The following is an 18,182-nucleotide window of genomic DNA, read 5'->3' as shown; positions in this document are numbered from 1 at the left end:
GCCCCGGACAATCGGGGAGGAGACACCGTCCGCGGACCCGCACGGCCGGAACCGGGCCCGAACGGGTCCGGCCGGCTTTCCGGTGTGCCCGGCCCCCGGTGCGAACCGCGGCCGGGCGGGGACCTCGACGTTTGGGCGTCCCGGCCGGGGGGACGCGGAAGGCCCCGAAGGATGACTCCGCCGGAGGCGCCCCATGAGCCGACCTCGTGTCGTGATCGTCGGAGCAGGATTCGCCGGGTACCAGACGGCGCGCACCCTGGCCCGGCTGACCCGGAACAAGGCCGACATCGTCCTGCTGAACCCCACGGACTACTTTCTCTACCTTCCCCTGCTGCCCCAGGTCGCCGCCGGTGTCCTGGAGCCGCGCCGCGTCACCGTCTCGCTGACGGGCACCCTGCCGGGCGTACGCCTGGTGCTGGGCGAGGCCGACGACATCGACCTCGAAGCACGGACCGTGCACTACACCGACCCCGAGGGCGACGGCGGCACCCTGTCGTACGACCGGCTCGTACTGGCCGTCGGCAGTGTCAACAAACTGCTGCCCGTGCCCGGTGTCGCCGAGCACGCGCACGGCTTCCGGGGACTGCCCGAGGCGCTGTACCTGCGTGACCACGTGACCCGGCAGATCGAACTCGCGGCCGCGGCCGACGACTACAAGAACCGCTCGTCGCGCTGCACCTTCGTGGTCGTCGGCGCGGGATACACCGGCACCGAAGTCGCCGCGCAGGGGCAGCTGTTCACCGACCAGCTGGTGCGCAGGCAGCCGCTCAGGGAGGGGATGCGGCCGCGGTGGCTGCTGCTCGACGTCGCCCCGCGCGTGCTGCCCGAACTCGACGAACGGCTGTCGAGCACCGCCGACCGGGTGCTGCGCGAGCGCGGTGTCGACGTGCGCACCGGCACGTCCGTCGAGGAGGCCACGTCGACCGGAGTGCGGCTGAGCGACGGGGAGTTCGTCGACACCCGGACCCTTGTCTGGTGCGTGGGCGTGCGCCCCGATCCACTGGTGGCGGGCGTCGGGCGGCCGATGGAGCGCGGCCGGCTGCTCGTCGACCCGTACCTCCAAGTGCCGGGCCACCCCGAGGTGTTCGCCTGCGGCGACGCGGCCGCCGTGCCCGATCTGGAGAAGCCCGGGGAGTACACGGCGATGACCGCACAGCACGCCTGGCGGCACGGCAAGGTCGCGGGCCACAACGTCGCCGCCTCGCTCGGCGTCGGCACCCGGCGTGTCTACCGGCACCGCGACCTGGGCTTCGTCGTCGACCTCGGCGGGGTGAAGGCCGCCGCCAACCCGCTCGGCATCCCGCTGTCCGGGCCGCTCGCCGGAGTCGTCACCCGCGGCTACCACCTCGCCGCGATGCCCGGCAACCGCGTCCGGGTCGCCGCAGACTGGATCCTGGACGCCGTACTCCCGCGCCAGGGCGTCCAGTTGGGCCTGGTGCGTTCCTGGTCGGTGCCGCTGGAGTCCGCTTCACCGGAGCTGGCGCGGGTGGCGGGCGGCCCGGAGAAGCGGGCCGGTGCCACGGGCGGGGACGGGAGCCCCGTGGACACCGGGACTGCCGGCCCCGGTGGGTCCGGGCCGGCCCGGATGTCCAAGGCGGAGGCGTCCGCGGTGCGTGACCCGGGCAACCGCCCGGCTCCGGAACCCGACGCCCTCGCGGCCCGGGATCCCGACGCCCCCAGGGCTCCGGATCCCGGCCGTCCCGCGGGCCCGGACGGGATCCGCCCGGGCAGTGATTCCGTCCGCCCGGCAGGCGCGGCCCCCGACAGCCCGGCCTTTCGCGGCCCCGCCGAGCAGGCGGGCCCTCATCCCGACAAGCCCACCGCTCCCGGCCCCGTACGCCCTGTGGAAGGAGAGTCATGAACACCCGTCAACTCACCGAACTGGGGCAGCAGTTGCGCGTGGACAGTGTCCGCGCCGCCGCCGCGGCGGGATCCGGGCATCCCACCTCGTCGATGTCCGCCGCCGACCTGCTGGCGGTCCTGTTCGCCAACCATCTGCGGTACGACTTCGACCGCCCCGCCCACCCCGGCAACGACCGCTTCATCCTGTCCAAGGGACACGCCTCGCCACTGCTGTACGCCGCGTACAAGGCGGCCGGGGCGATCAACGACACCGAGCTGATGACGTTCCGCAAGCTCGGCAGCCGCCTCGAAGGGCATCCGACACCGCGCCGGCTGCCGTGGGTCGAGACGGCCACCGGATCGCTCGGGCAGGGCCTGCCCGTCGGTGTGGGCCTCGCGCTGTCCGGCAAGCGGCTCGACAGGGTCGGCTACCGGGTGTGGGTGCTGTGCGGCGACAGCGAGATGGCCGAGGGCTCCGTCTGGGAGGCGGCCGAGCACGCCGGACACGAGCACCTCGACAACCTCACCGCGATCGTGGACGTCAACCGGCTCGGCCAGCGCGGCCCCACCCGGCACGGCCACGACCTCGACGCGTACGCCCGCCGCTTCCGGGCCTTCGGCTGGCACACCGTCGAGGTCGACGGCCACGACGTGGACGCGATCGACCGCGCGTACGGCGAGGCGGTCTCCACCGTCGGACAGCCGACCGCGATCATCGCCCGCACCCTCAAGGGCAAGGGCGTCGCATCCGTCCAGGACCGCGAGGGCCTGCACGGCAAGCCGCTGCCCGACGCCGACGAGGCGATCGAGGAACTCGGCGGGGTGCGCGACCTCCGCGTCGAGGTCCGTCAGCCGCCCGCCGCCCGGATGCTCCACGCCGTCCGCGCCGGGCACCTGGAACTGCCGCGCTACGAGATGGGTGACGAGGTCGCCACCCGCAACGCCTACGGGCAGGCGCTCGCCGCGCTCGGCACCGCGCGCGGAGACGTCGTCGCCCTCGACGGCGAGGTGAGCGACTCGACACGCGCCGAGTTCTTCGCGAAGGAGCATCCCGACCGGTTCTTCGAGTGCTACATCGCCGAACAGCAGCTGGTCGCGGCCGCCGTGGGGCTCGCCGCGCGCGGCTGGGTGCCCTACGTGTCGACCTTCGCCGCCTTCCTCACGCGCGCCCACGACTTCGTCCGGATGGCGTCCGTCAGCGGGGCGGGCATCAACCTCGTCGGCTCCCACGCGGGTGTCGCCATCGGGCAGGACGGGCCCTCGCAGATGGGTCTTGAGGACCTGGCGATGTTCCGGGCGGTGCACGGCTCGACCGTGCTCTACCCGTGCGACGCCAACCAGACCGCCAAGCTCGTCGCCGAGATGGCGGGCTGCGAGGGCGTCCGCTATCTGCGGACCTCGCGCGGCGAGATGCCGGTCCTGTACGGCCCGAACGAGGAGTTCCCGGTCGGCGGCAGCAAGGTGCTGCGGGTCTCCCCGGAGGACAGGCTCACCGTCGTCGCCGCGGGAGCGACCGTGCACGAGGCACTGAAGGCCGCGGACGCGCTTGCCGCCGACGGCATCTCCGTGCAGGTCATCGACCTGTACTCGGTCAAGCCCGTCGACCGCCGAACCCTGCGCGAGGCCGCCGAGCACACCGGCTGCCTGCTGACCGTGGAGGACCACCACGAGGAGGGCGGCCTCGGCGACGCGGTCCTCGACGCCTTCCTCGACGGACGCCCCACGCCCCGGCTGGTCCGGCTCGCCGTGCGCACCATGCCCGGCTCGGCCACGCCCGAGGAACAACTGCACGCCGCCGGTATCGACGCCGAGTCGATCGCGGCCTCGGCGAAGCTGCTGGTGGAGAACGCGATCGTGCGATGACCCGTGCCGCCCGGTACGTACGGGACACGGACGTCGACGCCGACTTCCGGGAGGAGTGACCATGGCCGGCACACAGTCCGTACGGGCCGGCCGGCGGACCGTCGAGGTGCACCGGCCCGACAAGGTGCTGTTCCCCGGCGACGGCCCGGCGAAGGAGTACACGAAGGCCGACCTGGTCGCGTACTACCGGGAGGTCGCCCCGTACATGCTGCCGCACCTGCGGGGACGGCCACTGATGCTGGAGCGGTACCCGGACGGGCTCGGCGGCCCCCGGTTCATGCAGAAGAACGTCCAGGACCACGACCCGGACTGGATCAGGCGGGTCGAGGTGTCCAAGGAGGGCGGCACCGTCGTCCACCCCGTGTGCGACGACACCGCGACCCTCGTGTACCTCGCCGACCAGGCCTGTCTGACCCTGCACCGGTGGCTGTCGCGGGTCTCGCAGGACGGCCGGGTCGACCGTCCCGACCGGCTGGTCTTCGACCTCGACCCCTCCGGCGACGACTTCGAGCCGGTGCGCGAAGCCGCCCGGCTGGTCGGCGAGCTGCTCGACGAACTCCGGCTGCCGTCCGCCCTGATGACCACCGGCTCCCGGGGGCTGCACGTCGTCGTACCGCTCGACGGGCGGCACGACTTCGACGAAGTACGGGAGTTCGCCAAGGCAGTCGCCGACACCCTCACCGAGGCGCACCCCGAGCAGCTCACCACGGCCGCCCGCAAGAAGGACCGCGGCGACCGCCTCTACCTGGACATCCAGCGCAACGCCTACGCCCAGACCTCGGTCGCCCCCTTCACCGTCCGCGCCAAGCCCGGCGCCCCGGTCGCCACACCCCTCACCTGGGAGCAGCTCGACGACCCGGGACTCGGTCCCCGACGGTGGACCATCGCGGACGCCGTCGACCAGGCCCGCACCAATCCCTGGGCCGGGCTGCTCCGCAGAGGGCGCGCGCTCGGTCCCGCCCGGCGCCGGCTGAACGCGCTGCGCGGCTGAGGCACGTACCGGCCGGGGACGAACAACCGGCCGAGGAACGCACCGTTGGAGGTTTGGCCAACGTCCGCCGGGCCACTCGGAGTCCGAGGTGGCCATGTCGAACACATCCAACACATCAGGTTCACAGAGTTCATCGAACTCATCCAGAAGCAACTCATCCAAGAGCAAGCAGCAGGACGCGGCGGACGAGGACGTGCCGAGCCCCATGGAGGTGCTGCGCAACGCGCGCACCCAACTCGCGGAGCTGACCGGCATGGTGGCCGAGTCCGTGTCGTCCTTCGAACGCACAGAGGACGGCTGGACGTTGCAGATCGAGGTCCTGGAACTGGTCAGGGTCCCCGACACGATGAGCCTGCTCGCGAGCTACGAGGCGACCTGCGACCTCCAGGGCGAGCTCACCGGCTATCGGCGTGTCCGCCGTTACGAACGCGGGAGGGCCGACTCCAACAGGCCCGGCGGCCGGTAGGCCACGGCCCCTTCCCCGGCCCTTCGGGCGGGAGGGCCCGTGTCCGTTCCTTCGGGCCGGGAACCCGTCCCGCTTCGTTCACACACCCACAACAGACAAGGAGGCAAGGTCGGCATGACCGTTGTCCCGGCACAACAGAGTGGCGGCGGAGGCGGCACCAGCGGCCTCTACGACGTCCTGGAACTCGTCCTGGACCGAGGGATCGTCATCGACGCATTCATCCGGGTCTCCCTCGTCGGAATCGAGATCCTGAAGATCGACGTGCGCGTCGTCATCGCCAGCGTCGACACCTATCTGCGCTTCGCGGAGGCGTGCAACCGGCTCGACCTGGAGGCCGGCCCCAAGCGCAGCCCCGGACTCCCCGACCTGGTCGGCGAGATCACCGAGTCCGGCGCGCGAGGCAAGTCGAAGGGGGCGCTGTCCGGCGCCGCCGAGACCATCTCCGACGCGTTCAAGCAGTCCCGTGAGGAGAGCCAGGCCGAGTCCAGGCCGCGCGCCCGCAAGTCCACCGCGGCACGCCGGAAGGAGGAGCAGGAGTGAGTACGTACGTCTACGGAATCACGTCCGGCTCGCATCCCTCGCTCCCCGACGGCATGGAAGGCGTCGGCGAGCCGGCCCGGCAGGTGCGCATCATCAAGGAGGGCGACCTCGCCGCGGTCGTCAGCGACGCGCCCGAAGGGCTGCGGCCCAAGCGCAGGGACCTGCTCGCCCACCAGAACGTGCTGGCCGAGACCGGCGCGGCCGCCGCTGTGCTGCCCATGCGGTTCGGCAGCGTCTCACCGGACGACGCGGCCGTGGCCGGGGTGCTCGCCGAGCGCGCCGACCACTTCAAGGAGCGCCTGGAGGCGCTGGCGGGCAAGGTCGAGTACAACGTCAAGGCCACGCACGACGAAGAGGCCGTACTGCACCGGGTGATGTCCGAGAACCCGGAGGTCCGGTCGCTCACCGAGGCCAACCGTCAGGCGGGCGGCGGCAGTTACGACGACAAGCTGCGGCTCGGCGAGGTGGTGGTCGCCGCTGTGCAGCGCCGCGAGGTGGAGGACGCCGCCGAGCTTCAGCGCACCCTGGAACCGGTCGCCGCCGCAGTGAGCGTGGGACCGGAGTCCACCGGGTGGCTGGCCAACGTGTCGTTCCTCGTGGAGCGCGCGTCGGCCGAGGACTTCATCGCCGCGGTCGAAGAGGTCCGCAAGGGGCAACCGCATCTCGAAGTGCGGCTCCACGGGCCGCTGCCGCCCTACAGCTTCGTGGAACCCGGGCCGTCCGAGCCCGCCGAGACACACCACTGAGAGCCGAGACGGACGAGACGGACGAGACGGACGAGACGGACGAGACAGAGGAGTCGAGGACATGGGGCTGATCGGAGAGGTCCTGATGCTGCCGTTCGCCCCCGTGCGCGGCAGCCTCTGGGCCATGCAGCAGGTAGTGGCGGAGGCAGAGCGCCAGTACTACGACCCGGCGGCGGTCCGCGCCGAACTGGCTCGCCTCGAGCAGCGGCTCGAGGCGGGCGAGATCGACGACGCGGAGTTCGACCGCCTGGAGGACGAGCTTCTGGACAGGCTGGAGATCGCCATGACCAGGGGCACCGGAGCAGGCAACAACGGGACGACACCATGAATCGACTGGGACTGGGCCTCGCGGTAGGGGCCGGATACGTCCTCGGGCGTACCAAGAAGATGAAACTGGCGTTCGCCGTCGGCACGATGGTGGCCGGCAAACGGATGCACCTGAGCCCGCGGGCGCTCGCGGACCTGGTGTCCGGGCAGCTGCAGAACAACCCGCAGTTCAAGGAGATCGGGGACCAGCTGCGCGAGGACCTGCGAGGCGTGGGCAAGGCCGCCTCCGGAGCCCTCGTCGAGCGGCAGATCGAGGGCATCGCCGACCGGCTGCACGGACGGACCGCGCAGGTACGGGACCAGCTCTCGGGCGTGGTTCCGGATGTGCCCGGCGTCGGCGGCAAGTCCGGCGGCAAGTCCCGCGGCGACCGGGAGGACGAGCCCGAGGACGAGTACGAGGACTACGACGAGTACGACGACCGCGACCCGGACGCCTCGGACGACGACGTCGCGGAGCGGGAGTCCGCCGAGGACGCCGAGGACGAGGAACGGCCACGGCCACGGCCGCGCAAGCGGGCCCCGGCCAAGAAGGCCGCGAAGAAGGCCCCGGCGAAGAAGGCCGCCGAGAAGCGGAGCCCCCGCAAGGAGGCCCCGGCCAAGAAGACGGCGGCCAGGGCCGCGAAGAAGGCTCCCGCGAAGAAGACGGCCGCGGCGAAGACCGCCGGGCGCCGCGCCTCGCAGGGCCGGCTGTCGAGGGGAGGCGGCGACGATGACTGACACTCTCGGATCCGCGACCAAGCATGCGAAGGACAACCCGATCACCTCGGCCGCCCAGAGCGCGGCGGCCGACCGGCTCAAGGAAGAGGTCCAGGCGTATCTGGGCGCCCAGGCCCAGCGGCTGCTGGTCGGGGTCGGGCACAAGCTCGGCGAGACGACGGGCAAGCTCAACGACATCGCCGAGGGCAACAGCCCGGGCTTCGCCAAGCTGGCCCTCGACGGCGGCCGCAAGCTGGCCGACGGCAAGGGGCCGCTGAGGTCCGCCCTGGAACTCGGCGCGGGCCGGGCCAAGGACAGCGTCGTCGGCGCGTTCAAGAACATGACCGGCGGCAAGGGCAAGCGCAAGGGCGGCGCGGGCAAGAAGCCCACGGTCATCCTCGAGTACGTCGACGTCGGCGTGCCGCTGCGTACGGCCTACGACCAGTGGACCCAGTTCCAGGACTTCAGCACCTTCGCGAAGGGCGTCAAGAGCGCGAACCGCGGTGACGACACCACCTCGGACTGGCAGATGAAGATCTTCTGGTCCAACCGGAGCTGGAAGGCGAAGACCACCGACCAGGTGCCCGACGACCGCATCTCGTGGACGTCCGAGGGCGCCAAGGGCACCACGAAGGGTGTCGTCTCCTTCCACTCCCTCGCCGAGAACCTCACCCGGGTCCTGCTGATCGTCGAGTACTACCCCAAGGGCCTGTTCGAGAAGACCGGCAACATCTGGCGCGCCCAGGGCCGCAGGGTCCGTCTCGACCTCAAGAACTTCGCCCGCTTCATCACGCTCAAGGGCGAGGCGAGCGACAGCTGGCGCGGCGAGATCCGCGACGGCGAAGTGGTCGTCACCCACGAGGACGCGCTCGCGGAGGAAGAGGCCGAGGACACCGAGGCGTCCGAGGAACTCGACGACGGCGAGGAGACCGAAGCCGCCGACGATACCGAGGCGGCCGACGAAGTCCCCGAGGACGAGGAGATTCCCGAGGACGAGGAGGCCCCGGAGGGCGAGTACGAGGAGGAGGACGAGGAGGCGTACGACGACGAGAACGACGCGTACGCCGAGGACGAGGAAGTGCCCGAGGACGAGGCGGACGAAGAGGAAGCCGAGGCAGCCGAGCCCCGGAGCCGCCGATGACCACGGCCCAGCGGTTCCCCGACCCCTACGGCCAGCAGGGCAACAGCGCCAACCTCGCCGACATCCTCGAACGGGTACTCGACAAGGGCATCGTGATCGCGGGCGACATCCGCATCAACCTGCTCGACATCGAGCTGGTCACCATCAAACTGAGGCTCATCGTCGCGTCCGTCGACAAGGCGAAGGAGATGGGCATCGACTGGTGGGAGTCCGACCCGGAGCTGTCCTCGAACGCGCGCCGCAACGAACTCTCCCGGGAGAACGCCGAGCTGCGCGCGCACGTCGCCGAACTGGAACGCGGTCGTGAGGTCGCACCCGCGCGCGAGCGCGCACCCACTGAGGAGGAAGCCCAGGGATGAGTGGTCTGCGCTACGTATACGCCGTCTGCCGGCCCTTCGGCACACCGCTGTCGGCCCAGCTGACGGGCGTGGCGGGTGTTCCGCCCAAGCAGCTGACCCACCACGGCCTCGTCGCCGTGGTGGGTCATGTGCCGGAGGAGGACTTCGCCGAGGGGCCGTTGCGGGCCCATCTGGAGGACCTGGACTGGCTCGGCGCGACCGCGCGGGCCCACCAGAACGTGATCGACGCGCTCACCGTCGTCACCTCGCCGCTGCCGCTCCGGCTCGCCACCGTGTTCCGGGACGACAGCGGCGTCCGCACGATGATGGAACAGCGTGAGGAGATCTTCCTGCGGACCCTCGACCGGCTCGACGGGCGGGTCGAATGGGGAGTGAAGGTCTACGTGGAATCCCCGGAATCCTCCGAGAACACGGATTCCGCCGCGGGCATGCAATCCTCCGGAAATCCGGATGCCCGGCCGGCGCCTGCTCCCGCCAAACCCGTTTCGGGGCGCGACTATCTGCGGCAGCGGCGCGGCCAGCGCAGAGCGCACGAGGAGAAATGGGAACAGGCCGAGGAATTCTCGCGCCGACTGCACGAAACCCTTTCCGGGTACGCGGAGGACACCCGGATCCACGCGCCGCAGAACGCGGCGCTCTCCCGCGCGTCCGGCCGGAACGTGCTGAACGCCGCCTATCTGGTGCCGCGTTCGGAATCCGAGGCGTTCGTGGAACTGGTGGACCGTACGAAGGACGACTCTCCCGGCCTGAGGGTCGAACTCACCGGGCCCTGGGCGGCCTACTCGTTCAGCGGGGAGGACTCGTGACCGTCGTGGAACGCCGGGAGATCGCTCTCGTCGACCTGCTCGACCGGCTGCTGGCGGGCGGGGTCGTCATCACCGGCGACCTCACGCTGCGGATCGCGGACGTCGATCTCGTACGCATCGACCTGAACGCGCTCATCAGCTCGGTCAACGAACAGGTCCCCTCGCCCTGGAGGGAATTGGAGTGAGCGATATGCGTGACATCAGTGACGTGAGCGACATCAGTGACGTGGGTGACATGAGGGGCGACGGCGAAACGGCCGGGAAGGCCCGGCGGAACCGGCTGGATCTCGAACCGGACACCGTGGAGCAGGACCTGGTCAAACTGGTGCTGACCGTGGTCGAACTGCTGCGGCAGTTGATGGAGCGGCAGGCACTGCGCCGGTTCGACACAGGGGATCTCACGGAGGACCAGGAGGAGCGGATCGGTCTCACACTGATGCTCCTGGACGACCGCATGGCGGAACTGCGCGACCGCTACGGGCTGCGGCCCGAGGACCTGAATCTGGACCTCGGGCCGCTCGGACCGCTACTTCCCAGGGAGTAGAACCACCGGTGGATACGAAAATCCCGGTAGAACTACCAGCGATACCAGCGGCCCCTGGAACCGCTCGCGCTCGTGCCGCGCACCAGGAATCCCAGTAGCCACACCACGATAACTATCAGTGCGATCCACCAGAGGATTTTCACCGCGAAGCCGGCGCCGAAAAGGATGAGCGCCAGAAGCAGTACCAGCAGGATGGGAACCATAGTTTATTACCTCCTGCTGTCCGGGTTTCCCGGATCAAGGAAATCAGACCGGTTTCCGGCAGAGAATTTCCCCGTGCAGGACGGAGAACCAGGCGTCGTCCTGCCGGCCCCATTCCCGCCACGCCTCCGAGACCGCGTTCAGCTGCTCCGCCGTCGCGTGGCCGCCCTCCCTGGCGCGGTCCGCGTACGCGGAGGCGACCGTACGGTCCGCCCACAGGCCGCTCCACCAGGCGCGCTCCTCGGCGGTGGCGTAGCACCAGGTGCTCGACGAGCTGGTGACGTCGGTGAAGCCGGCCGTCAGTGCCCAGGACCTCAGGCGCCGCCCGGCGTCCGGCTCGCCGCCGTTCGCGCGGGCCACACGCCGGTAGAGGTCCAGCCAGTCGTCCATGCCCCGCGACAGGGGATACCAGGTCATCGCCGCGTAGTCCGAGTCCCGCACGGCCACGAAGCCGCCCGGTTTAGTGACCCGGTACATCTCGCGCAGCGCCTGCACCGGGTCGCCCACGTGCTGCAGCACCTGGTGTGCGTGGACGACGCAGAAGGTGTCGTCCGGATACTCCAGCGCATGGACGTCCGCGACCGCGAACTCCACGTTCCCCAGGCCGCGTTCGGCAGCCGTGGCCCGGGCCCGGTCCAGGATGCCCGGCGCGTGGTCGACGGCGGTGACGTGCCCGTCCGGGACCAGTTCGGCCAGGTCGGCGGTGATGGTCCCGGGCCCGCAGCCGATGTCCAGGATCCTCATGTGCGGCTTCAGCGAGGGGAGGAGGTAGGCCGCCGAGTTCACGGCCGTGCGCCAGGTGTGCGAGCGCAGCACGGACTCGTGGTGGCCGTGCGTGTAGACGGCGGTCTCCTTCGACATGGCGTCCCCATTCCCTCGTAACCCTCGTACCGGGCCTGCGGAGCTGCTCCGCGAGCGATGGGTGTCACCGTACGCCGCCATGTCGAATAATGAGACCCGCGTCTTGCGATGCGGACTTTCGGGTGGTCAGCGTCGCTGCTGGAGCGGCCGGTACACCGTCAGTGCCTCGGGCAGCTTCCGCAGCGTCACCTCGCCCTCCACGGTGGTGACTTCACCGTCGTAGGCCAGCAGGGTGCCGGGCTCGACGCCCTCCACGTGGAGCGCGCCGACACGGACCGCCGCGTGCGCGGGGGAGCGGGTGAGCGGCCCGGCGACGGCCGCGGCGAGGAGGCGTACGGCAGGGAAGCGGCCCCCGTGCACGACCCGGACGTCCAGGCGGCCGTCCGCGAGGTCGTAGCGACGGGCGGGCACCGGACCCATCCGGTGGTACGTGCCGTTCCCGGCGAACAGGAGCCACAACGGGTGCTCCTTGCCGCCGAGTTCGGCCTTGAGGGGGTGCCGGTCGGCGCGCAGTACGCGCAGGGTCGCGACCACTCCGGCCGGCCAGCCGCCGATCCGCTTCGACCAGCGGTCCCGCTCGCGCACCAGTTCCGGATAGACGCCGAGACTGCACGTGTTGAGGAAGTAGCCCTCCGTGCCGTCGGCGGAGAAGAGGCCCACGTCGACCCGTACGGCATCGCCTTCCTGCAGCGCCTGGCTCAGGTCGCGTACGTCCTCCACGCCCAGGTCCTGCGCGAAGTGGTTGAGCGTGCCGCCGGGCAGCACGGCGAGCGGGAGGCGGTGGCGCAGGGCCACCGTGGCGGCCGCGTTCACCGTGCCGTCGCCGCCGCAGACGCCGAGCACCTCGGCCCGGGCCGCGGCCTTCTCCAGCTCGGCCTGCAGATCGGCCGGTTCGCACTCCACGAGCTCGGCGCGCGGCAGGGCGTCGCCGAGGGCGCGGACGCGGTCCGAACTGCCCGCCGCCTTGTTGACCACCATGACGAGGCCCTCCCCGTCCGGCAGCGCCGGCGCGTCCGCGCGCGGACGGCCGGGAGGCGGCAGCTGGTCACGGGTCGGCACCAGACCGCGTACGGCGAAGGCGGCGCCCGCGCCGAACGCCGCCCCGACGAGCACATCGCTCGGGAAGTGCGCGCCCGTGTAGATACGGGAGAGGGCCACGGCGGCGGCCACCGGAGCCACCACCGCGCCCAGGGGACGGGACTCGAGCGCGACACCCGTCGCGAAGGCGGCAGCCGACGCCGAGTGCCCCGACGGGAACGAGGTGGTGATCGGCTGGCGCTTCAGCTGCCGGACCCTCGGTACCGCGTCCAGCAGGGGACGCGGGCGGCGCACCGAGCGCTTGCCGAGGGTGTTGATGGTGGCCGAGGCCAGGGCCAGCGAGGCGACACCGCGGACGGCCGCGCGGCGGGCCCGCGGCGAACGAGTCGCCGCGAGCGCCGCCGCCGTGCCGAACCACAGCAGGCCGTGGTTCGCACTGCGGCTCAGCTTCGGCAGCAGCGGGTCGGCGCCCGGCCAGTGCCGGGCCGCCACGGCCTCGAAGATACGGAAGTCGAGGGCCAGGAGCCGGTCGCGGAGGGCGTGGCCGGGGCCGGTGACGGTGAGGTCCAGGTCTGCGGTCATGCACCATCGTGTACCCCGACACGGCTCTGCCGCGCACGTCGGTTCGACGAGAACCGGTCATGCGACCTGTCTGTCCTGCGTCCACGGCTCAGGTCCGCCGGTCGGGTAACCCGTTTGCCGCGCGCCCCGCCCACCCCGGACAATGCCCAACCATGGGACATCTGGAAGCCGCGCACCTGGAGTACTACCTCCCCGACGGGAGGGCGCTGCTCGGCGATGTGTCCTTCCGGGTGGGCGAAGGGGCCGCGGTCGCGCTGGTCGGGCCCAACGGAGCCGGGAAGACGACACTGCTGCGGCTGATCTCCGGCGAGCTGAAGCCGCACGCCGGCACCGTCACCGTGAGCGGCGGACTCGGCGTGATGCGCCAGTTCGTGGGATCCGTACGGGACGAGTCGACCGTACGGGACCTGCTCGTGTCGGTCTCCCAGCCGCGGATCCGGGAGGCCGCCCAGGCCGTCGACCGCGCCGAGCACCTCATCATGACCGTCGACGACGAGGCCGCCCAGATGAGTTACGCGCAGGCGCTCTCCGACTGGGCGGAGGTCCAGGGGTACGAGGCCGAGACCCTCTGGGACATGTGCACCACCGCCGCGCTCGGCATTCCGTACGACAAGGCGCAGTTCCGCGAGGTGCGCACGCTCTCCGGCGGTGAGCAGAAGCGGCTCGTCCTGGAGGCCCTGCTGCGCGGCACCGACGAGGTTCTGCTGCTCGACGAGCCGGACAACTACCTCGACGTCCCCGGCAAGCGCTGGCTGGAGGAGCGGCTGAGGGAGACCCGCAAGACGGTCCTGTTCGTCTCCCACGACCGGGAGCTGCTCGCCCGCTCCGCCGAGAAGATCGTGAGCGTCGAGCCCGGGCCGGCCGGAGCCGACGCCTGGGTGCACGGCGGCGGCTTCGCCACCTACCACGAGGCACGCCGGGAGCGCTTCGCGCGCTTCGAGGAGCTGCGGCGGCGCTGGGACGAGAAGCACGCCCAGCTGAAGAAACTGGTGCTCAACCTGCGGCAGGCTGCCTCCATCAGCCATGAGCTGGCCTCCCGCTACCAGGCCGCGCAGACCAGGCTCCGCAAGTTCGAGGAGGCCGGGCCGCCGCCGGAGCCGCCGCGCGAGCAGGACATCACGATGCGCCTGCACGGCGGCCGCACCGGCATCCGGGCCGTGACCTGCAAGGAGCTCGAACTCACCGGGCTGATGAAACCCTTCGACCTGGAGGTCTTCTACGGCGAGCGGGTCGCCGTGCTCGGCTCGAACGGCTCCGGCAAGTCGCACTTCCTGCGGCTCCTCGCGGGCGGCGACGTCACGCACTCGGGGGAGTGGAAGCTCGGCGCGCGCGTCGTGCCCGGCCACTTCGCGCAGACCCACGCCCACCCCGAGCTGGAGGGGCGCACACTGCTCGACATCCTGTGGTCCGAGCACTCCCAGGACCGCGGTGCCGCCGCGTCCCGGCTGCGGCGCTACGAGCTGACCGCCCAGGCCGAGCAGCGGTTCGACCGGCTCTCCGGCGGGCAGCAGGCCCGCTTCCAGATCCTCCTCCTGGAGCTGGAGGGCTGCACGGCGCTGCTTCTGGACGAGCCCACGGACAACCTCGACCTGGAGTCGGCCGAGGCGCTTCAGGAGGGGCTGGAGGCGTTCCAGGGCACGGTTCTCGCGGTCACGCACGACCGCTGGTTCGCCCGTTCGTTCGATCGATATCTGGTGTTCGGCAGCGACGGCCGTGTGCGGGAGTCGACGGAGCCGGTGTGGGACGAGCGGCGGGTGGAGCGGGTTCGGTAGCTCTCCGCCGGGCTGGGCAGGTTGCGGTCGTTCTCGGGTGCGGGTCCGTCAGGGCTGAGCGCGCAGTTCCCCGCGCCCCCAAGGGGCGCGAGTGTGCCTCGGTGTTCGTAAGGTGGAGGGAGACACGACGATCGGGGTAGCGCCATGACCGGAGTCGACCCGGGCCTCCTGGACGATCAGCAGCTGATGAAGGAGCTGGAGACGATCCACCGGACCCGCCATGACACGTTGCTGCACGGCTCGAACGACGCGCTGCGCACGCACAACGTCCGGATGGCGGAACTGGAGGGCGAGTATCTGCGCAGGAACCCGCGCCGCCCGGTCGCCCTGGGCCGGACGCGGGCGGGGGCGCGGGAGAGGCATCCGGACACGAGCCTGTGAGCCCGCCCATGCCCTGCCGGGCGGGCGGTCGGCCCCGCTGTACGGGCCGCGGTCAGCGGCGCTTCAGGAACTCCGGCAGGAACGCCTCGGAGAAGGCCTTGAGGTCGTCCGGTTTGCGGCTGGTGACGAGCGTCGCGGGGCCGGCCTCGCAGACCACCACCTGTTCGTCGACCCAGGTGCCGCCCGCGTTGCGGATGTCCGTACGCAGGCTCGGCCACGAGGTGAGGGTGCGGCCGCGGACCACGTCGGCCTCGACGAGTGTCCACGGGGCATGACAGATCGCGGCCACCGGCCGGCCCTGCTCGAAGAAGTCCCGGACGAACGACACGGCCTGTTCGTCCATGCGCAGCGCGTCCGGACTGGCCACTCCGCCGGGTAGCACCAGACCGGCGAAGGAGTCCGCCGAGGCGTCGCCCACGACCTGCTGCACCGGGAACACGTCCGCCTTGTCGAGGTGGTTGAACGCCTGGATCCGCCCCGGCTCCGTCGACAGCAGCACAGGTTCGCCGCCAGCGTCGTGGACGGCGTGCCAGGGGTCGGTGAGTTCGATCTGCTCGACGCCCTCCGGCGCCATCAGAAACGCGATGCGCATGGGTCTTCCACGTCCTTTCCGGCCGCGCGGTCCGTCACGCGGTCCGAGCTCTCGTTCCGGGCCGCGCGGTCTGTTCGCGTCACGCCCGGGCCCCGCCCCCACGGCCGTCCGGGGCGGCGCGGCTGATCTCCGCGAGGGCCGACTCCGGGTTCTCCGACATCGCGAGGTCACCCAGGCTGACCATGCCGACCGCCCGGCCGTCCTCGACGACCGGGAGCCGGCGCACGGCGTGGTCGCGCATCAGCGCGACCGCCGCCGCCACCGCGTCGTCGGGGCCCACCACGACCGGATCGGGAGTGCACACCGACCGGGCGCTCACCGTCAGCGGGTCGGCACCGTTCGCGACCGCGCGCAGCGCGATGTCGCGGTCGGTCAGGACGCCGATGAGAGCGTGGTCGCCCGCCACCAGGACATCGCCGATGTCCTGGGCCCGCATCAGCTGAGCGGCTTCGACGAGCGAGGCGTCCGGGCGGACCGAGACGACGCCTGGCGTCATGACTTCCCTTACGAAAACAGCCATGGCTGTGGGCCTTTCCTGCGTTCCCCGACGAAGGGGTACGGCTACGTCGGCCTGATGTCGCCCGCAGTACCCCTGAGACGGCCGGTCATGCGTCCGGCGCGCGCTCTTCGGGAGCCTCGGCCCCGCTCTCCGCGGAGCGCACCACGGCCTCGGCCAGTTCCTGCGCGTTCGCATAGCGCGCGCCGCCCGGCAGCCGCTCCAGCGCTTCGACGAGCGCGTCCGGCGCGTACTGGGCCCGCAGGACGCCGCTCAGCTCACGGGGGCCCGCTGGGAACGACGTACGTCCCAGGTGGCGCGCCAGATCCAGGCGGACGGCGGCCACGGAGCCCTGGTCCGAGCCCGGCGTCACCGGGCCGCCGGCAATCGGCGGATCGTCGTCGGCGATCGGCTCCGGATCGTGCCACTCCTCCACGCGGGTCGGACGGCCGGACCTCAGCAGGCCCTGCAGTTCGTGCTTCATCTCCTCGTCCCGGTGGACGCTGAGGCGGTTGCTGCCTCGCTCCATGTGTCCCTCCAGATGTTCGGGGGTGGACCCTCGCGTACCCGTCCCCCGGACATCGACACGGAGGGTTTGCACCGGCGGTTTGCAGTGGCACGGGCAGCGGGACGCGCACCGGCGTGTGCGCAGGATGTTTGTCCGCCCGCGACCAGGAGACTCGGTCTCCATCCTCCAGTGTGATCCCTTTGGGGAAGGACAGGACCATGGCGGTACTCGCTGTGATCATTCCGGTCCTGATGCTCGGCGTCGTCCTGGCACTCGGCCGCTACGAGGAATGGCTGCTCCCGAACGAGGACTGGCTGCTCCCGGCGCAGCCCGCCCGACAGCCCGGCACGACCGACGGCGCCACGCTGAGCCACTGAGCCACTGAGCCGCGCAAGCCGTGTTTGCCCGGGAAGTCGAGGGGCAGGCGAAGACACAGTGCTTCGGACAGGAGGCACGTCCGTGGGAGCGGTGTATCCCTCACCACGGGTGTGCCCGTCCGGCTCGGGGTGCGCTCCCACGGTGACCGTCCACCCAAGGCACCCCCTCAAGGGAGTTGCACGCACCATGCGAACTCACGCGAGCGCCAAGCACCCCCACGACGACGCCCCGGACACCGCGGAGGACTTCCGCAGGCTCGCTTCGTTGCCCCCGGGACAGCTGCGCGACACTCTCCGAGAGCAGATCATCGAGGCCTGGCTGCCCATGGCGAACCGCCTGGCAGGCCGTTTCCGCAACCGCGGCGAGAACTACGACGACCTGCGGCAGGTCGCGGCCATGGGCCTCGTCAAGGCCGTCGACCGCTACGACCCCGAACTCGGCAACGCCTTCGAGAGCTATGCCGTACCGACCATCACGGGTGAGATCAAGCGTCACTTCCGTGACCACATGTGGACCCTGCACGTGCCTCGCCGGGTCCAGGACCTGCGCAACCGGGTCCGCTTCGCCCGCCAGGACCTCTCCCAGACGGTCCCGGGCCGACAGCCCACCGTCGCCGAGATCGCCGAGCACGCGCAGATGAGCGAAGAGGACGTACGCACGGGTCTGGAGGCCCTGGAGAGTTTCACGGCGCTCTCGCTCGACGCCGAACTCCCGGGTGGCGAGGACGGATACTCCCTGAGCGACGCGCTCGGCTCGGCCGATCCCGCGCTGGACGTCGTCATCGACCGTGAGGCGGTCAAGCCGCGGTTGGAGGCGTTGCCCGAGCGTGAACGGGCCATCCTGTACATGCGGTTCTTCGGGGACATGACGCAGAGCCGGATCGCCGAGCAGCTCGGGATCTCGCAGATGCACGTCTCCCGGCTGATCAGCCGGTGTTGCAGCAGGCTGCGGGAACAGGTTCTGCAAGACGTCGTGTGAGCCTCCGGCGGTCCGGCGGAGTACCGCGGGCTGTGGATGGCTGCGGGCCCGTTGTGGCTGCTCGCGCAGTTCCC

General features: G+C 71.1%; 23 protein-coding genes. 17 read left to right on the top strand and 6 right to left on the bottom strand.

The window, feature by feature from the left end; translation table 11 throughout:
- Positions 1-193: 193 nt before the first annotated feature.
- The 13 genes from OG718_RS14335 to OG718_RS14275 all read left to right on the top strand — a co-directional run bounded on the left by OG718_RS14335 (position 194) and on the right by OG718_RS14275 (position 10,321).
- Positions 194-1,861: an NAD(P)/FAD-dependent oxidoreductase gene (locus OG718_RS14335; protein WP_328844305.1), complete on the top strand. Its 1,668-nt coding sequence runs from the start codon at positions 194-196 to the stop codon at positions 1,859-1,861.
- On the top strand, positions 1,858-3,705 hold the full coding sequence (locus OG718_RS14330) for a transketolase (RefSeq protein ID WP_143640958.1): 1,848 nt from the start codon (positions 1,858-1,860) through the stop codon (positions 3,703-3,705). Before OG718_RS14335 ends, OG718_RS14330 begins: the two co-directional genes overlap by 4 nt.
- A gap of 61 nt (positions 3,706-3,766) precedes the next feature.
- On the top strand, positions 3,767-4,696 hold the full coding sequence (ligD, locus tag OG718_RS14325) for a non-homologous end-joining DNA ligase (RefSeq protein ID WP_143640957.1): 930 nt from the start codon (positions 3,767-3,769) through the stop codon (positions 4,694-4,696).
- Between the two features lie 94 nt (positions 4,697-4,790).
- Entirely contained in the window at positions 4,791-5,162 is a 372-nt protein-coding gene (locus OG718_RS14320) for a gas vesicle protein GvpO (RefSeq protein ID WP_143640956.1), read from the top strand.
- Positions 5,163-5,276: 114 nt separating this feature from the next.
- Positions 5,277-5,702, top strand: coding sequence for a gas vesicle structural protein GvpA (locus tag OG718_RS14315; protein ID WP_143640955.1), 426 nt, complete (start codon positions 5,277-5,279; stop codon positions 5,700-5,702).
- On the top strand, positions 5,699-6,448 hold the full coding sequence (locus tag OG718_RS14310; protein ID WP_143640954.1) for a GvpL/GvpF family gas vesicle protein: 750 nt from the start codon (positions 5,699-5,701) through the stop codon (positions 6,446-6,448). The genes OG718_RS14315 and OG718_RS14310 overlap by 4 nt, the downstream gene beginning before the upstream one ends.
- A 61-nt stretch (positions 6,449-6,509) precedes the next feature.
- Positions 6,510-6,776: a gas vesicle protein GvpG gene (locus OG718_RS14305; RefSeq protein ID WP_143640953.1), complete on the top strand. Its 267-nt coding sequence runs from the start codon at positions 6,510-6,512 to the stop codon at positions 6,774-6,776.
- A complete protein-coding gene (locus tag OG718_RS14300) occupies positions 6,773-7,492 on the top strand; it encodes a DNA primase (RefSeq protein WP_328844304.1) in 720 nt (239 codons plus the stop codon). Before OG718_RS14305 ends, OG718_RS14300 begins: the two co-directional genes overlap by 4 nt.
- A complete protein-coding gene (locus OG718_RS14295; RefSeq protein WP_328844303.1) occupies positions 7,485-8,612 on the top strand; it encodes an SRPBCC family protein in 1,128 nt (375 codons plus the stop codon). The genes OG718_RS14300 and OG718_RS14295 overlap by 8 nt, the downstream gene beginning before the upstream one ends.
- Complete coding sequence (locus OG718_RS14290; RefSeq protein ID WP_143640950.1) at positions 8,609-8,971, top strand: gas vesicle protein; 363 nt, start codon at positions 8,609-8,611, stop codon at positions 8,969-8,971. The genes OG718_RS14295 and OG718_RS14290 overlap by 4 nt, the downstream gene beginning before the upstream one ends.
- Positions 8,968-9,777, top strand: a complete 810-nt coding sequence (locus OG718_RS14285) for a GvpL/GvpF family gas vesicle protein (protein WP_328844302.1) — start codon at positions 8,968-8,970, stop codon at positions 9,775-9,777. Before OG718_RS14290 ends, OG718_RS14285 begins: the two co-directional genes overlap by 4 nt.
- A complete protein-coding gene (locus OG718_RS14280; protein WP_143640948.1) occupies positions 9,774-9,962 on the top strand; it encodes a gas vesicle protein in 189 nt (62 codons plus the stop codon). Before OG718_RS14285 ends, OG718_RS14280 begins: the two co-directional genes overlap by 4 nt.
- 50 nt (positions 9,963-10,012) lie before the next feature.
- Positions 10,013-10,321, top strand: coding sequence for a gas vesicle protein K (locus tag OG718_RS14275; protein ID WP_143641049.1), 309 nt, complete (start codon positions 10,013-10,015; stop codon positions 10,319-10,321).
- Between the two features lie 32 nt (positions 10,322-10,353).
- Here the strand turns inward: OG718_RS14275 and OG718_RS14270 are convergent, their stop codons facing one another.
- The 3 genes from OG718_RS14270 to OG718_RS14260 all read right to left on the bottom strand — a co-directional run bounded on the left by OG718_RS14270 (position 10,354) and on the right by OG718_RS14260 (position 13,003).
- Entirely contained in the window at positions 10,354-10,524 is a 171-nt protein-coding gene (locus OG718_RS14270) for a hydrophobic protein (protein ID WP_143640947.1), read from the bottom strand.
- A gap of 43 nt (positions 10,525-10,567) precedes the next feature.
- Positions 10,568-11,383, bottom strand: coding sequence for a class I SAM-dependent methyltransferase (locus OG718_RS14265; RefSeq protein ID WP_143640946.1), 816 nt, complete (start codon positions 11,381-11,383; stop codon positions 10,568-10,570).
- Between the two features lie 126 nt (positions 11,384-11,509).
- On the bottom strand, positions 11,510-13,003 hold the full coding sequence (locus OG718_RS14260) for a bifunctional phosphatase PAP2/diacylglycerol kinase family protein (RefSeq protein WP_328844301.1): 1,494 nt from the start codon (positions 13,001-13,003) through the stop codon (positions 11,510-11,512).
- 152 nt (positions 13,004-13,155) lie between these two features.
- On the opposite strand from OG718_RS14260, the gene OG718_RS14255 reads away from it, so the two are divergent.
- Both OG718_RS14255 and OG718_RS14250 read left to right on the top strand, forming a co-directional pair.
- A complete protein-coding gene (locus OG718_RS14255) occupies positions 13,156-14,775 on the top strand; it encodes an ABC-F family ATP-binding cassette domain-containing protein (protein WP_143640944.1) in 1,620 nt (539 codons plus the stop codon).
- 144 nt (positions 14,776-14,919) lie between these two features.
- Positions 14,920-15,156, top strand: coding sequence for a DUF6158 family protein (locus OG718_RS14250; protein ID WP_143640943.1), 237 nt, complete (start codon positions 14,920-14,922; stop codon positions 15,154-15,156).
- A 52-nt stretch (positions 15,157-15,208) separates the two neighbouring features.
- Here the strand turns inward: OG718_RS14250 and OG718_RS14245 are convergent, their stop codons facing one another.
- The 3 genes from OG718_RS14245 to OG718_RS14235 all read right to left on the bottom strand — a co-directional run bounded on the left by OG718_RS14245 (position 15,209) and on the right by OG718_RS14235 (position 16,773).
- A complete protein-coding gene (locus OG718_RS14245) occupies positions 15,209-15,748 on the bottom strand; it encodes a type 1 glutamine amidotransferase domain-containing protein (RefSeq protein WP_143640942.1) in 540 nt (179 codons plus the stop codon).
- A gap of 79 nt (positions 15,749-15,827) precedes the next feature.
- On the bottom strand, positions 15,828-16,268 hold the full coding sequence (locus OG718_RS14240; RefSeq protein ID WP_143640941.1) for a CBS domain-containing protein: 441 nt from the start codon (positions 16,266-16,268) through the stop codon (positions 15,828-15,830).
- An 85-nt stretch (positions 16,269-16,353) separates the two neighbouring features.
- Positions 16,354-16,773, bottom strand: coding sequence for a DUF2795 domain-containing protein (locus tag OG718_RS14235; protein WP_143640940.1), 420 nt, complete (start codon positions 16,771-16,773; stop codon positions 16,354-16,356).
- Positions 16,774-16,970: 197 nt separating this feature from the next.
- On the opposite strand from OG718_RS14235, the gene OG718_RS14230 reads away from it, so the two are divergent.
- Both OG718_RS14230 and OG718_RS14225 read left to right on the top strand, forming a co-directional pair.
- Positions 16,971-17,129 carry a hypothetical protein gene (locus OG718_RS14230; RefSeq protein ID WP_186001332.1) on the top strand — a complete coding sequence of 53 codons (159 nt, stop codon included), beginning with the start codon at positions 16,971-16,973 and terminating at the stop codon, positions 17,127-17,129.
- Between the two features lie 187 nt (positions 17,130-17,316).
- Positions 17,317-18,108: an RNA polymerase sigma factor SigF gene (locus OG718_RS14225; RefSeq protein ID WP_143640939.1), complete on the top strand. Its 792-nt coding sequence runs from the start codon at positions 17,317-17,319 to the stop codon at positions 18,106-18,108.
- The last annotated feature ends 74 nt before the right edge of the window (positions 18,109-18,182 follow it).

It is taken from the genome of Streptomyces sp. NBC_00258, assembly GCF_036182465.1.
Taxonomy (GTDB): Bacteria; Actinomycetota; Actinomycetes; order Streptomycetales; family Streptomycetaceae; genus Streptomyces.
Note: the sequence above shows the minus strand (reverse complement) of the source record. Positions and strands in the feature narration are given on the sequence as shown.

Bases quoted from the DNA above. Each gene is read 5' to 3' on its own strand.
- OG718_RS14330 (WP_143640958.1), top strand. From the start codon at position 1,858: ATGAACACCCGTCAACTCACCGAACTGGGGCAGCAGTTGCGCGTGGAC.
- OG718_RS14305 (WP_143640953.1), top strand. From the start codon at position 6,510: ATGGGGCTGATCGGAGAGGTCCTGATGCTGCCGTTCGCCCCCGTGCGC.
- OG718_RS14250 (WP_143640943.1), top strand. From the start codon at position 14,920: ATGACCGGAGTCGACCCGGGCCTCCTGGACGATCAGCAGCTGATGAAG.
- OG718_RS14290 (WP_143640950.1), top strand. From the start codon at position 8,609: ATGACCACGGCCCAGCGGTTCCCCGACCCCTACGGCCAGCAGGGCAAC.
- OG718_RS14265 (WP_143640946.1), bottom strand. From the start codon at position 11,383: ATGTCGAAGGAGACCGCCGTCTACACGCACGGCCACCACGAGTCCGTG.
- OG718_RS14270 (WP_143640947.1), bottom strand. From the start codon at position 10,524: ATGGTTCCCATCCTGCTGGTACTGCTTCTGGCGCTCATCCTTTTCGGC.
- OG718_RS14225 (WP_143640939.1), top strand. From the start codon at position 17,317: ATGCGAACTCACGCGAGCGCCAAGCACCCCCACGACGACGCCCCGGAC.
- OG718_RS14235 (WP_143640940.1), bottom strand. From the start codon at position 16,773: ATGGAGCGAGGCAGCAACCGCCTCAGCGTCCACCGGGACGAGGAGATG.
- OG718_RS14230 (WP_186001332.1), top strand. From the start codon at position 16,971: ATGGCGGTACTCGCTGTGATCATTCCGGTCCTGATGCTCGGCGTCGTC.
- OG718_RS14275 (WP_143641049.1), top strand. From the start codon at position 10,013: ATGAGGGGCGACGGCGAAACGGCCGGGAAGGCCCGGCGGAACCGGCTG.
- OG718_RS14240 (WP_143640941.1), bottom strand. From the start codon at position 16,268: ATGGCTGTTTTCGTAAGGGAAGTCATGACGCCAGGCGTCGTCTCGGTC.
- OG718_RS14300 (WP_328844304.1), top strand. From the start codon at position 6,773: ATGAATCGACTGGGACTGGGCCTCGCGGTAGGGGCCGGATACGTCCTC.
- OG718_RS14335 (WP_328844305.1), top strand. From the start codon at position 194: ATGAGCCGACCTCGTGTCGTGATCGTCGGAGCAGGATTCGCCGGGTAC.
- OG718_RS14320 (WP_143640956.1), top strand. From the start codon at position 4,791: ATGTCGAACACATCCAACACATCAGGTTCACAGAGTTCATCGAACTCA.
- OG718_RS14285 (WP_328844302.1), top strand. From the start codon at position 8,968: ATGAGTGGTCTGCGCTACGTATACGCCGTCTGCCGGCCCTTCGGCACA.
- OG718_RS14245 (WP_143640942.1), bottom strand. From the start codon at position 15,748: ATGCGCATCGCGTTTCTGATGGCGCCGGAGGGCGTCGAGCAGATCGAA.
- OG718_RS14315 (WP_143640955.1), top strand. From the start codon at position 5,277: ATGACCGTTGTCCCGGCACAACAGAGTGGCGGCGGAGGCGGCACCAGC.
- ligD (WP_143640957.1), top strand. From the start codon at position 3,767: ATGGCCGGCACACAGTCCGTACGGGCCGGCCGGCGGACCGTCGAGGTG.
- OG718_RS14295 (WP_328844303.1), top strand. From the start codon at position 7,485: ATGACTGACACTCTCGGATCCGCGACCAAGCATGCGAAGGACAACCCG.
- OG718_RS14255 (WP_143640944.1), top strand. From the start codon at position 13,156: ATGGGACATCTGGAAGCCGCGCACCTGGAGTACTACCTCCCCGACGGG.
- OG718_RS14260 (WP_328844301.1), bottom strand. From the start codon at position 13,003: ATGACCGCAGACCTGGACCTCACCGTCACCGGCCCCGGCCACGCCCTC.